This is a genomic window from Megalodesulfovibrio paquesii (genome assembly GCF_054653055.1).
In genome coordinates, this window is record NZ_BAAIGQ010000001.1 from 291,391 (window position 1) to 304,391 (window position 13,001).

Here is a 13,001-nt window from a genome sequence, read left to right on the forward strand (position 1 = left end):
GTGAAGGAAGAATAGCAGATATCATGCTGGATTTGAAGAGAAAATATGCGGTGGCCGTGCAGAGGTCTCGCATTGCACCGGAAGAGGCGTGCTGACAACACCGAAGCCGGGGAAGGCAACCTTCCCCGGCTTCGGGTGTTTTTGGCCGGGACGAGAGCTGACCCGACGCTCAGGCTTCGCGGTGGGCCAGGAGCAGCCCGGCCAACGCGCCGACCAGACCGCCGATGAGGTGCGACAGCTGGGAGATGGCGTCCGGCCGCAGGAGCCGCATCACCTCCCCGCCCAGATAGATCCCCAGCACCAGCAGCATGGTCACGGGAATCTCTCCCCGCCGGGCTCCGGCAGCGGACGAAAGGCCGATGCAGGCAAAGACCACGCCGGAAAGGCCCTGCACGCGGTGCCCCAGGGCCAGGGCGGCCAGGCCGGTGGCCACGGCCGTCAGCGCGGTCAGGCTGAGGAACCAGCCCGTGCCGTGGCGGGACTCCACCATGGGGCCGAGCAGCAGCAGGAGCAGCAGATTATTGGATAGGTGGCTGAAATCCACATGCCCGAGGACATGCAGCACACATTGAACAAAAAAGAGCGGATCCGCCGGATCCACCCGGGCGGGTGAGGCGAACACCCCGGCCAGGGCCGGCGCCAGGCTGGAAAGTCCATAGACAAGCAACGACGCGCCGCACAGCCCCAGCGTGCCCGGCGCATTCCAGGTCAATTTCATTGCGATGTGTCACTCCTGCACGGCATCCCAGCGCGGCAACTGCACCGTGACCGTGGTCCCGCTGCCGCAGCAGCTTTCCAGGGCGACTGTGCCGCCCTGCACCTCGGCCATGAGTTTCACGGCGTAGGCTCCCAGGCCCAGCCCGCGCGGTTTTCCGTGGGTGACATATTTTTCGAAGAATCGCGAGCGGATTTCCGCAGGCACCTCGCTGGGATTATGCACGCTGATGAAGCACTCTCCGCCGCCAGTGATGCGGACCGTCACTTCATCATACGGCCCGCTGGCCTCCAGGGCGTTGCGGATGAGGTTGGCCAGGATGGAATAGCACAGCAACGGGTCCGAAGCCGCCACCACCAGTTGCCCCGCCGCGGCATGATCCAGGGGGTCACCGTTGACGAAGAGTCGCAGGAGCACGTCCAGGCTGCGGGCCAGGGGTTGCAGATCTGCCGCCACCTTGCGCAGGATGGCGCACAAATCCACCGGCACGGGGCTGAAGGTGTAGCGCCCCTGCTCAATGCGCACCAGATCCAGGGAGCGGGTGATCATGGTCTGCATCTGCTGGGCCGAACGCTCCACGTGCTGCAGCAGCTCCGACTGCTCGGCATTGAGCGGGCCGCTCATGCGGATGAGTTCCGGAATGGGCATGATGGCGTTGAGCGGAGTTTTCAAGTCGTGCTGCGTGATGCGCTCCATGTCCCGCCGCAGGTCGTCTGAGCGTTTGCGGTCGGAAATGTCGTCCAGGAGCCAGATCACCCCGCGCTCCAGGTGTGGCGAGGCCAGGGCCTTGCCCCAGAGCTGCACCCAGAGGGGGTCGCCGTTCTTTTTGCGCATCATGAATTCGGCTTGAATCAAATCCCGGCAGGCCAGCTGGTCAAACAGCTTTTCACGGGCCTCTTCATACGATTCATCGGTCAGGTGGAGTATCCTGTCCGGCTTTCCCAGCAGCTCTTCGGGAATGTAGCCGAACAATTCAGCCGCCCGGCGGTTGCAGCGGAAGATACGCCGGTCATCATGCAGTTCCAGAATGCCCACCAGACTGTTTTCGTAAATCACCTCCAGCTCGCGCAAGGTCTGCTTGAGCTGCCCCTCGGCGCGCTTGGCGTGTTCCACATCTTCCATGATCAGCAAAAAGGCCAGGGGGCGGCCCTTGTCGTCACGCAGAATACGCATGGCCCGGTGCACCCAGACGTGGGAGCCGTCCTGGCGCAGGCAGCGTTGCTCAGCCACGGTGGATTCGGCATCGTTGACCAGCAGGCGGCCCATTTCCAGCACCAGGGCCGAGGCGTCTTCCTCAGGGAACAGATCCGACGCCCAGAGCTTTGTGAGCAGGGAACGCTCCACCCCGGCAATGCGAGAAAATTCCTCATTCACCAGCTGCAACCTGCGGTTGAGCCCCACCAGGGCAATGCCCACAGGCGCCTGCTCCACAATGCGGCTGACGATTTCCTCCTGCAAGGTCAAGGGCATGTGCGCCTTTTGCCGGGCCATGGCCCGGGTGAGCGCCTTGCGCATGGTCGATTCGTCCAGCCCATCCCAGACCAGCACTTCCTGGGCCCCCTGGGCCAGCAAATCCAGGCTGGCCTCCTCATAGGGCACCACGGCCACCAGGGGTGTGAGCGGCCCGGCCTGCAGCAGCATGCTCATGGGCTGATGCGAGTTCGGATCGCAGGTAAAAAACACCACGGCATCGAACCCGCCGCGGCCCAGCAGGCGCACGGCATCGCCCAGTTCATCCGCCACCGTGACGCACGCCGAGGCCAACAGCGCGGTCAGGCGCTCTCTGCGGTGCTGCTCCTGGGCCAACACCAATATGGTCAATCGTTCAGAGCAAGAACCAGGGCAGGCGCACGCATCAGTCACAGGGAGTCTCCTTGCGGGTCGGGACTTTCCCTGAATCTATCTTAATACCGGTACGCTGTCATCCATGAATCAGACCATGGACTGCCCGCCGTGTCAGGCTGCCTGCCGGTTTGCGCCGCAGGTGCAGATGGCGCGGTCCATTTCCCGCACCTTGGTGTTGACCCGGCTGCAAATCTGGCGCAGGGCCGGCAAATCCCTGGGCTCGAAGGGGCGGCCAAGATTCAGCAGGCCACCAACATCCATAATTTCATTATAGAGATACGGAAGATACAGCGGATCCTGCCGCAGGAACTGATGCAGTCTGGAAATACCCTCACCAATGGCCTGCTGTTCCCGCGCCGCCTTTTTGAAGCATTTTTCCAAGTGCTTGAGCAACGCGCGCAGGGAGGATGCCCAGCGGTCCGACCGGGCCTCGTACACCGGCCGGGGCAGGGGACGGCGCGCCTGTTCCAGGGCCGTGAGGAACCGCCCCACGCTGCCGGGATCTGAGGGTGGCAGCCCCTCCAGGGCCAAGGCTTCCGGTGTCAGGACTTCCGCCCCGGCAATGACCGCGCCGCCGCCGTAAATGTTCAGGACGGGAATATCCCCACGCTGTATATCGGCAGCCAGATCGTGCAACGCGGTGGTATAGGACAAGGTGGACCAGATGGTCCCGCCGTCGGCATCCTTGAGGGCCACGCGGTTGTGGGCCGCGGCGCAGTTGGCGTGGTGCCCGGCCACGTGAGACTGCTCCTCCCTCCAGGCAAAATCCTGGCCGGCCAGGGTCACCGATTTGACGCCAAACCAGGACAGCAGCCGGAACAGGGCCACGCTGACGTTGCCGCCGGCATGGAGCACCATTTCGCGGTCGGCCAGGATGAACGTCCCCAGCCCGCCGCGGGTCCAGATTGGCAGTTTGGGGCCAGGGTACCGCGCCACCACGTCGGGCTGCATCTTGGTGGAGTACAGCAGGGGGATCTCGCGGGCAAACTCTGGATCGAGCCGATCGAACACGGCGCGCATGCCTGCGGAATAGTCGATGGCCATGCACAGATGCGGCCTGAGGCCAAGACGCTGCAAGGCCGGCAGGGTCTGCAGGGCCGTGGTCATGAGCGCGTTGTCCGTCTGTCCGGCCAGCTGCGGGGCGGCCATGGCCAGGGACGGCCCCGCGCCGAGAATCACCGCATGCACGCCCGCGGCCGCGCCCTGCAGCCGGCTGATGGAGCCATGGCCCATGGCGGTCTGAAAGTTGGCAAGTTCGTTGCCCACCATAATATCCTGCCGCAGGCGCATGGTGGTCAGCTCCACGGCCAGACCTTCCAGGATCTGCCGCAACATGATGGCCAACTGCGCGTATTCAGGGCCGATTTGCCGGCAGGGCACATCCACCTTGAGCTCGATCTTGCCAAAGAGAAATTGCATGTCCAGCTGTTGCAGGGTCTTTTCCACCGCCTCGCGCGTCGGGGGGGTGAAGATCAGCTTCTTGTGGCGGATGAAGATGGAATAGTCCGTTGAGCCGAGCATGGCCAGCAGCAGCTCCCGCCGGGGCTCCACCACCACGAGGCGATGCGGTGCGGGCAGCCGTTCCAACAAAAAATTGACGCCGTATCCCAACCCGCAGCCGGCAATCACGGTGGCCGAACGGGCCAGGCGCTCGCGGGCTTCCTTGTCCAGATCCTTTCCTGGCGCCCAATCCCGGTAAAAGGCATGCGGCGGCATGGCGCCGTAAAGCGGGCCACCGTCTTCCAGCCGCCAATCCGCAAGCCCCGGCCGATGCATGAAAAATCGCTTGCCGACCTCTTCCAGGGCATCGGGCGTGGCCATCAGCCAGGAGAAAGTGGCAGGGGAAACCGCAGCCAGGGTCTTCAAATTAGTGTCGAGAAAGGGGGCGATGTCCATGCGGCGTTCCTTTGCAGGCCCTTGTCGTAAGCCTGGCGCAAGAGGGTCAAGGTGCGAGGAAAACTGCAACTACCTTGCCAGCTGCCCCGTTCGGCCGTATGCTCTGTGCCATCGCAACCACGTACTCCAGCACGCGAACAGCCCAATCGAGTTCAATCAATGCACCATCAGAACGTGCTTACCGCCGTCGGCCAGACGCCGCTTGTGCGGATCAACCGGATTTTCAACAAGCCCGGCGTGACCATCCTGGCCAAACTGGAAGCCCGCAACCCCGGTGGCTCCATCAAGGACCGTGTGGCCCTGGCCATGATCGAAGCCGCAGAGCGCCAGGGGCTCCTCGGGCCAGACGCCGGGCCGGACAAGATCATCATCGAAGCCACCTCGGGCAACACCGGCGTGGGTCTGGCCATGGTCTGCGCCGTCAAGGGCTACAGGCTCCGCCTGCTCATGCCCGAGACTGCCTCGGCCGAGCGCCAGATGATCGTGGCCGCCTACGGCGCCGAGATCCAGCTTACCCCCGGCCACCTTTCCACCGATGGCGCCATCGAGGAAGCCTACCGCCTGGCCCGCGAGCACCCGGAAACCTACGTGCTCATGGACCAGTTCAACAACCCCGCCTCCATCGCCGCCCATTACGAAGGCACGGGCCTGGAAGTCTGGGAGCAGACCGGGGGCCAGGTGACGCACATGGTCGCCACCCTGGGCACTTCCGGCACGGTGATGGGGCTGGCCAAGCGCCTGCACGAATGCAATCCGGCCATCCAGGTCATCGCCCTGGAGCCCCGGCCCGGCCACGCCATCCAGGGTCTGAAGAACATGCAGGCCTCCTACCCTCCGGGCATCTATGATAAAAAAATCCCTGACCGCATCCTGCGTGTGGAGGATGACGAAAGTTTCGAAATGTGCCGCCGTCTGGCTCGCGAGGAAGGTCTGCTGGTGGGCATGAGTTCCGGCGCGGCCATGGTTGGCGCGCTCAAGGTCGCCCAGGAGCTGGACGAAGGCCTGGTGGTGGTGCTCTTCCCCGACAGCGGCGAGCGCTACCTTTCCACCCCGCTCTTTGCCAGCCGCCCCCGGGCCGGCCTGCACCTGCAGGACAGGCGGACCGGCCAGCCGGTCTATCTGGAATCCGCTCCCAAGCCGCTGGGACTGTTCACCATGGCCCCGCCCCTGGACGCGCCGGATGTCATGGATGATCCTGAACCCTGGCGGCGCATGGTGCACCTGGATGTGCTGGCCCGCCTGCTGCGCGCCCGCGGCGTGGAGGCCACGGCCATTGCCGGCGTGGCCGACCTCGATGACCGCACCCTGGCCGCCGCCCGCGCCGCCGGCCTCTCCCGCGAGGCCCTCAGCGAATCGCGCCTGGAGCATTTCGCGTGGCAGGCGGAGGCCCTGGGCTGCCGGGCCCTGGGGTTCTTCCCGGCCAGCAAGGCCGTGCCTCGCATCCTGGAAATCGCCGAAAAGCTCCTCTCCAAGGGTGCGGCCTACGAAAAACTCCGCTCCGTCTACTTCGACGTCCTGCGCTTCCCCGAGTACGGGCAGCTTTCTCACGTGGATCTGGACAAGCTCTCCCTGGGCAAGACTGTGGATCTGGCCGACTACATGAAGGAAAATCCCAAGGATTTCACCCTGCTCAAACGTGTTTCCCTGCAGGATCTCAAGCATGGTGATCTCCTCCCCACCCGCTGGGGCAACGTGCGGCCCAGCTGGTTCCTGCAGCTGGCGGCCGTGGCCCTGGAGGCCCTGCCGCGCCTGAGCGTCTTCCTGGCCGGGCAGGCCCACAGCTTCCCGCACCTGGAGAACTTCCGGGCCATCTGGCGGCTGGGCGCTGGCGTGGAGCCCCTGGTCTGGACCACGCTGCAGTCCCCCTCGGGCACGCCGGATCCGGCGCTGTTCCAGGAAGCGGCCTCGCCCCAGGCCCTGCGGCTCTGGCTGCTCTCCGCCGCGCCGGCCAAACCCCTGCAAATCTCCACCCACAGCCTGCGCATGTGGAACGCCAACTGGCAACGCATCCAGCAGGCTGCCGGCGCCCTCGTTGATGCCAGCGACACCAGCCCGACCGCGCCGGCCCCCTCCCCCACCGCCGCCACCCTGTGCGACGAACTCGACCGATCCTTCCGTCAGGCCACCGATGCCGACTGCAGCCTGCATCGCCACTGGCCCACCCTGCTGCGCGGTTGCCGGCGCATCCTCTCCCTGGCCGCGGAGGGCGCCCTCTTCCCCGGCGATGCCGCCACCCTCTGGAAAACCCTCGCGGCCCAGGACGACATCCTCGGCATCCTGGACCACGCCCGCCTGCCCTTACCGGCCGCCGCCTGGCCCGCAGACGTCGCCGCCCTGGTCCGTGACCGCGAAGCCGCCCGCCGCGCCAGGGACTACCCCGCCGCAGACCGCCTGCGCGACGCCCTCCAGGCCACCGGACACCGCGTCGAAGACACCGCAAAGGGTCCGCGCGTGTATAAAGACAAATGAAAATAAGGAGAAAGATCCGGGGGAACTGAGTTCGACAGGAGAAAAGAAGATCGGGGGAACTGAGTTCCCCCGGGCCCCCTCCAATTGGTTGGGCGGCCATTGCCTTCGCACGCGAAGGCAATGGCCGCCCAAAAAGTAATCAGGGGGTCCAGGGGGGATTATCCCCCCTGGTATTTCTTGCTCTTTTTCTTGTTGTTTTCGTTTCCTAATGCACACTGTCCTTCAGCTCGCCAATCCACTCGGCCAGTTTGGATTCCACGAGGGCCCTGTATTCGGCCAGCCTGGCGGGGCTTTCGGCTTCGAAGCGCAAGACGAGGGAGGGCTGGGTATTGGAGGCGCGCATGAGGGCCCAGCCATCGGGGAAGGTCAGGCGCACGCCATCCACGTCGTTGACGTCGTAGCCCTGAGCCTTGAACCAGGCCTTGGCCTGTTCCACCACGGTGAACTTGCGGTCGTCCGCGCAGTCCACGCGCAGTTCGGGGGTGTTGGCGGTGCGGGGCCAGTCGGACAGGAACTGGGAGAGTTTCTGGCCCTGCTGCTTTTTGGCAGCCACGATCTGGGCGATGCGCAGGGCGCTGTAGATGCCGTCGTCAAAGCCGAAGTAGCGGTCGGCAAAAAACATGTGACCGCTCATCTCGCCGGCGAGCTTGGCGCCGGTCTCAGCCATTTTGGCTTTGATCATGGAGTGGCCGGTGATCCACATGAGCGGGTCCCCGCCGTGTGCGGCGATATCCTTATACAGCAGATGCGAGCATTTGACCTCGCCAATGACCTGCGCGCCGGGAAAATGCTCCAGCATGTCGCGGGCATAAATGGCCAGGAGCTGGTCGCCGTACATGAGGGCGCCGGTCTCGTCCACCACGCCCAGGCGGTCGGCGTCGCCATCCAGGCCGGCCCCGAAGTCCGCGCCAGTCTCCACCACCTTGGCCTTGAGATCGCCGATGTACTTTTCGATGACCGGGTCGGGGTGATGGTTGGGGAAGCGGCCGTCAGGCTCGCAGTACAGGGGGATCACGGTACAGCCGATGCGTTCCAGCAAGTCCTTGCAGATGAGCCCGCCTGCGCCATTGCCGCCGTCCACCACCACTTTCACGTCCAGAGGCTGGGGCACCTGGGCGGCCAGATGCTCCAGGTAGGCCGGCACGATATTGTGATGCGAGATCACGCCACGACCTGCGGGACATTCGCCGGATTCCATGATGGTGAACAGGGCGTCGATTTCCGTGGTGTGGATGGTGGAATCGCCGCGCCAGATCTTGAAGCCGTTGTATTCCGGTGGGTTGTGCGAGGCAGTGATCATCACGCCCGCTTTTTTGCCCAGATGCTTGCAGGCAAAGTAAAAGACCGGCGTGGGGACCATGTCCAGGCAGATCACATCCACCCCCGCGGCGGCCAGGCCGGCGGCCATGCGCTGCTGGTATTCGGGCGAGCTCAGACGGCAATCATGCCCCACCACGGCCGAGCTCTGCCCGTGCTTGCGGAAGTAGGCGCCGCAGGCCCGGCCCAGGGCCTCGACCCAGTCACCGTCCATGTCCTTGTTCACCACACCGCGCAGGTCGTAGGCGCGGAACACCGATTTCGAAATGGGCTTCATTGTTCGCTCCGGAACTGATGATGGAATATCGTCACAACGCGACCTGAGCGCTACTGCAAAGCGCCGGCAGACGCAACGGGCGGACGGAAAAGATACAAAGCTTTTTCGCAGGAAAAAAAGAAGAGCCGGGGAACTGAGTTCGACAGGAGAAAGATCCGGGGGAACTGAGTTCCCCCGGGCCCCCTCCAATTAGTTGGGCGGCCATTGCCTTCGCGTGCGAAGGCAATGGCCGCCCAAAAAGTAATCAGGGGGTCCAGGGGGGATTATCCCCCCTGATATTTCTTATGCTTTTTCTTTCCTTCCATTGCCGTTTCTGTGCCCTTACGCCGTGGCGGCTTCGTAGCCGGCAACGAGTTCGTCCATGAGCTCCTGGACGTGCAGGAGCTTGTCCACGCGCCAGGCGTTGGCGCCGGCGAAGCGCAGGGCGGTGTCATCCATGCCGCGCTGGGCCTGTTTGAGGGCCAGGGCGATGCAGTAGGGGCTTTTGGTGGGATCGCAGCTTTTGAGGCAATGGTAGGGGCAGTTGAAGGGCTTTTTCTCGCCACGCAGCGCTCCTTCGACAAAGCTGTTGCGCAGGGCGCGGCCGGGCAGGCCCACGGGGCTGTCCACGATGACCATGTCTTCAACCGTGGCGTCCACATAGGCCTGTTTGAAGATCTCATGGGCGTCGCATTCATAGGTGGCCACAAAGCGGGTGCCCATCTGCACGCCGGAGGCGCCGCGGTCCATGATGGCCTTGATGTCCGCACCGGTGTAGATGCCACCGGCGGCGATGACGGGAATGGCCCGGCCGGCCTTGTCCTCGAAGGCCTTCACGGCTTCGATGGTCTCGTCCACCAAATTTTCCAGGCACATGGCCGGGTCACCGAGTTCATCGCGCTTGAAGCCCAGGTGCCCGCCGGCCAACGGTCCCTCAACCACCACGGCATCGGGGATGCACCCGCACTTGGAGAGCCAGCTGCGGGCAATGAGCGCCGCAGCCCGACCCGAGGAGACGATGGGCACGAGTTTGGTGGTGGAACCTTCCGTCACGTACTTGGGCAGCGCCAGGGGCAGGCCCGCGCCGGAAAGGATGAGGTCCGCATTTTCCGCGCTGGCTGTGGCGATGAGTTCAGGCGAGTTGGTGAGCACGGTCATGATGTTCACGCCTATCACGCCGCCCTCGGCCTTGGCCTTGGCCTCGCGGATTTCACGAGCCAGCGCGCGGGAGTTGGCTTCTACCCAGTTGGTGCGAACGTCCGGCTCGTCCAAGCCAATGCCCGGCGTGGCGATAACGCCCACACCGCCGGCCCTGGCCACGGCCGAGGCCAACCCGGAAAGCGAAATGCCGATGCCCATGCCGCCCTGGATGATGGGCAGGCGGGCGGTGACGTTGCCGATGCGCAGCGGAGGAATCGCCATGTATCTGTGGTTCCTTGCGGTATGTTCTGCCATGCTCTGGAGACGGTCTTGCACGGCGGTCCCTGGCGGTGCAAAGGGAGCGGAACCTTTTGAGATGTGCCACACGCTCTCGCAGTGTCTCTCCAGTCCCTTGCGCGTCAGTACGCTCCCGAAGACTGAGACACACTCTCTGTACAAAAAGTTTCCGAGAGGGCCGGTCGGTCTTGGTCAGCTTCCGCTACCTCATTCTGGGAAAAACTGCAAAGGGCGAATTCCTGAAGGCGTCGAGCTTTCGCTTGCCATTAACCTGGAAAGCGCCTATAAACCCCTGTTCTCTACTTCACACATCCCGGTCCGAGGGGTGTCGTGCCGTGCACGACCCATGGCTGCGTGTGTCATCGCGCCGCCGCCGGGATGGAGGCCAACCCCTACTGAAAGGAGCAAATTCCATGGCCTACGTGACGATGAAGCAGATGCTGGAAACCGGCGTGCACTTCGGGCACCAGACCCGCCGCTGGAACCCCAAAATGCGGCCCTACATCTTCGGTGCCCGTAACGGCATCCACATTATCGACCTGCAGCAGACCGTCAAACTCTTCCAGACCGCGCACGATGCCATTGCCAACACCGCGGCTGCCGGCGGCAAGGTGCTTTTCATCGGCACCAAGCGTCAGGCCCAGGAAATCGTCAAGACCGAAGCCGAACGCTGCGGCATGCACTTCGTGGTGGACCGCTGGATGGGTGGCACGCTGACCAACTACAGCACCATCCGCCAGTCCGTTGACCGCCTGAAGAAGCTGGAAGCCTCCTTCGAAGACGGCTCCATCCGCCGCTTCCACAAGAAGGAAATCCTGCGCTTCCAGCGCGAAGTGGAAAAGCTGAACCTGGTGCTCGGCGGCATCAAGGATATGGAAGGCCTGCCCCAGCTGGCCTTCATCATCGACCCCAAGCGCGAAGAAATCGCCGTGCAGGAATGCAAGAAGCTGGGCATCCCGATTGTGGCGGTGACGGACACCAACTGCGACCCCGACAACATCGACTACATCATCCCCGGCAACGACGACGCCATCCGCGCCATCAAGCTCTTCGTGGGCGCCATGGCTGACGCCGTCCTGGAAGGTCTGGCCCGCCGCAAGGAAGAAGCCCCGGCCAAGGCCAAGTCGACCGACGGCAAGCCGGCTCCCAAGGGCGCTGCCAAGGCTGAAGACGAAGCCAAGGACGCTGCTGAAGACGCCTAGGCGTCCTGACAGAACGCTACTCCGCGCCCGGCGGGGCCTGCCAGCTCCGGCGGGCGCGGGATGTCCCTTTTTTGATTTGCCCTCCGAATTTGATCGAAAGACCAAGGAGTACACGCACATGGCTGCAATCAGCGCCCAGCAGGTCAAAGACCTGCGCGAAAAGACCGGCGCCGGCATGATGGACTGCAAAAAGGCCCTGGCCGAATGCGAAGGCGATGAAGCGAAAGCCGTTGAATGGCTGCGCGCCAAGGGCCTGGCCAAGGCGGCCAAGAAGGCCGGCCGCGCCACGGGCGAAGGCCTGGTGGGCTTCGCCGCCCAGGATGGCGCCGCCGCCCTGGTGGAACTGATGTGCGAAACCGACTTCGTGGCCCGCAATGAAGGCTTCCAGGCCCTGGCTGCCAAGCTGGCCGAAACCGTGGTGGCCGCTGCGCCTGCCTGCTCCGCCGGGCACGAGCTCGTCCACACCGCCTCCGAAGACTGCTTCCTCAACACCGCAGTGGAAGGCCGCACCGTGCAGGAGCTGGTGAACGATTCCATTTCCGTGCTGGGTGAAAACATGCAGGTTGGCCGCCTCGTGCGTCTGGCCCCTGCCTCCACCGGCGGCATCGGGGCCTACGTGCATGCCAATGGCAAGATCGGCGTGCTCGTGGAAATCCTGTGCACCAAGGCTGACACCCCCGCCACCGACGCCTTCAAGGCTCTGGGCAAAGACCTGGCCATGCAGGTGGCCGCGGCCAACCCGGTCTGCTGCCTGCCCGAACAGGTACCTGCCGAGGTGTTGGACCGCGAACGTGCGTTCTGCCGCGAGCAGACCCTGGCCGAAGGCAAGCCCGAAAACATCGTGGACAAGATCGTCGAAGGCCGCATGCAGAAGTTCTACAAGGAAATCTGCCTGCAGGAACAGCCCTTCATCAAGGACGACAAGAAGTCCATCAAGCAGCTCCTGGCCGAAGCCGGCAAGGCCATGGGTGATACGCTGACCCTGGGCCGCTTCGTGCGTCTGGCGCTGGGCGAAGGCGCCGCCGAATAGGCTCGCCTCCTCAGTTCTGCGACATTCAGCCTCCGGGCGGGGGCCGGCACGCGCCAGCCCCCGCTTTTTTTCCGCATTCGCGCCACACATCGCAACGGGAGCGACCCATCATGAGCGGCCTTGCCTACAACCGCGTCCTGCTCAAGCTCTCCGGCGAGGCTCTTGCCGGACCCTTGGCCTTCGGCATCGATCCCGACACCATCAACGGCTTTGCCCGTGAAATTTCCGAAGTTGTCCGCCTCGGCTGCCAGGTTGCCCTGGTGGTGGGCGGTGGCAACATCTTCCGCGGCATGGCCGCCTCCGAGCAGGGCATGGACCGCGCCAGCGCCGACTACATGGGCATGCTGGCCACAGCCATGAACTCCCTGGCCGTGCAGGATTCCCTGGAAAAACTCGGCCTGGAGACCCGTGTGCTCTCAGCCATCACCATGCGCGAAGTCGCCGAACCCTATATTCGGCGTCGCGCCGTGCGGCACCTGGAAAAGGGCCGTGTGGTCATTTTCGCCGCCGGCACGGGCAATCCCTTCTTTACCACTGACACTGCCGCCGCGCTGCGGGCCATCGAAGTCAAGTGCGACGCCATCCTCAAGGCCACCAAGGTGGACGGCGTCTACGACAAGGACCCGAAAAAACACGCCGATGCCGTGAAGTTCGACCGGGTGACTCATCTGGAGGCCTTGCGCCGTCGTCTGGGCGTCATGGACTCGACCGCCCTCTCTCTGGCTATGGACAATGCGCTGCCCATCGTCGTATTCAACCTCTTCGCTCCGGGCAACATCAAACGCGTCGTCATGGGCGAACCAGTCGGTACTCTGGTTCAAGGAGGCGAATAAC

General features: G+C 64.0%; 9 protein-coding genes. 4 read left to right on the forward strand and 5 right to left on the reverse strand.

Annotated features, from left to right (window positions below):
* Nucleotides 1–169: 169 nt before the first annotated feature.
* The 3 genes from ACYQ00_RS01320 to ACYQ00_RS01330 form a co-directional block, all read right to left on the reverse strand.
* Complete coding sequence (locus tag ACYQ00_RS01320) at nt 170–718, reverse strand: rhomboid family intramembrane serine protease (protein WP_460030432.1); 549 nt, start codon at nt 716–718, stop codon at nt 170–172.
* 9 nt (nt 719–727) lie between these two features.
* Nucleotides 728–2,578: a PAS domain S-box protein gene (locus ACYQ00_RS01325; RefSeq protein WP_460030433.1), complete on the reverse strand. Its 1,851-nt coding sequence runs from the start codon at nt 2,576–2,578 to the stop codon at nt 728–730.
* Nucleotides 2,579–2,671: 93 nt separating this feature from the next.
* Nucleotides 2,672–4,456, reverse strand: a complete 1,785-nt coding sequence (locus ACYQ00_RS01330) for a motility associated factor glycosyltransferase family protein (protein ID WP_460030434.1) — start codon at nt 4,454–4,456, stop codon at nt 2,672–2,674.
* Between the two features lie 159 nt (nt 4,457–4,615).
* Between ACYQ00_RS01330 and ACYQ00_RS01335 the strand changes: the two genes are divergently transcribed.
* On the forward strand, nt 4,616–6,925 hold the full coding sequence (locus tag ACYQ00_RS01335; RefSeq protein WP_460030435.1) for a cysteine synthase: 2,310 nt from the start codon (nt 4,616–4,618) through the stop codon (nt 6,923–6,925).
* 205 nt (nt 6,926–7,130) lie between these two features.
* Here ACYQ00_RS01335 and ACYQ00_RS01340 read toward each other — a convergent pair whose 3' ends face one another.
* Together ACYQ00_RS01340 and ACYQ00_RS01345 are read right to left on the reverse strand one after the other, a co-directional pair.
* Nucleotides 7,131–8,519, reverse strand: a complete 1,389-nt coding sequence (locus tag ACYQ00_RS01340) for a phosphomannomutase/phosphoglucomutase (protein ID WP_460030436.1) — start codon at nt 8,517–8,519, stop codon at nt 7,131–7,133.
* 321 nt (nt 8,520–8,840) lie between these two features.
* A complete protein-coding gene (locus tag ACYQ00_RS01345) occupies nt 8,841–9,920 on the reverse strand; it encodes an NAD(P)H-dependent flavin oxidoreductase (RefSeq protein ID WP_460030437.1) in 1,080 nt (359 codons plus the stop codon).
* A gap of 428 nt (nt 9,921–10,348) precedes the next feature.
* On the opposite strand from ACYQ00_RS01345, the gene rpsB reads away from it, so the two are divergent.
* From rpsB to pyrH, 3 genes are all read left to right on the forward strand, one after another.
* Nucleotides 10,349–11,137 (forward strand): 30S ribosomal protein S2, encoded by a 789-nt coding sequence (rpsB, locus tag ACYQ00_RS01350; RefSeq protein ID WP_460030438.1) that lies wholly within the window; start codon nt 10,349–10,351, stop codon nt 11,135–11,137.
* A 118-nt stretch (nt 11,138–11,255) separates the two neighbouring features.
* Entirely contained in the window at nt 11,256–12,167 is a 912-nt protein-coding gene (gene tsf / locus ACYQ00_RS01355; protein WP_460030439.1) for a translation elongation factor Ts, read from the forward strand.
* A 110-nt stretch (nt 12,168–12,277) separates the two neighbouring features.
* Nucleotides 12,278–13,000, forward strand: coding sequence for a UMP kinase (pyrH, locus tag ACYQ00_RS01360; RefSeq protein WP_460030440.1), 723 nt, complete (start codon nt 12,278–12,280; stop codon nt 12,998–13,000).
* Nucleotide 13,001 lies beyond the last annotated feature (1 nt).

Excerpts from the sequence above, each read along its gene's own strand:
- ACYQ00_RS01320 (WP_460030432.1), bottom strand. The coding sequence starts at position 718 with ATGAAATTGACCTGGAATGCGCCGGGCACGCTGGGGCTGTGCGGCGCG.
- ACYQ00_RS01330 (WP_460030434.1), bottom strand. The coding sequence starts at position 4,456 with ATGGACATCGCCCCCTTTCTCGACACTAATTTGAAGACCCTGGCTGCG.
- ACYQ00_RS01335 (WP_460030435.1), top strand. The coding sequence starts at position 4,616 with ATGCACCATCAGAACGTGCTTACCGCCGTCGGCCAGACGCCGCTTGTG.
- ACYQ00_RS01340 (WP_460030436.1), bottom strand. The coding sequence starts at position 8,519 with ATGAAGCCCATTTCGAAATCGGTGTTCCGCGCCTACGACCTGCGCGGT.
- ACYQ00_RS01345 (WP_460030437.1), bottom strand. The coding sequence starts at position 9,920 with ATGGCGATTCCTCCGCTGCGCATCGGCAACGTCACCGCCCGCCTGCCC.
- rpsB (WP_460030438.1), top strand. The coding sequence starts at position 10,349 with ATGGCCTACGTGACGATGAAGCAGATGCTGGAAACCGGCGTGCACTTC.
- tsf (WP_460030439.1), top strand. The coding sequence starts at position 11,256 with ATGGCTGCAATCAGCGCCCAGCAGGTCAAAGACCTGCGCGAAAAGACC.
- pyrH (WP_460030440.1), top strand. The coding sequence starts at position 12,278 with ATGAGCGGCCTTGCCTACAACCGCGTCCTGCTCAAGCTCTCCGGCGAG.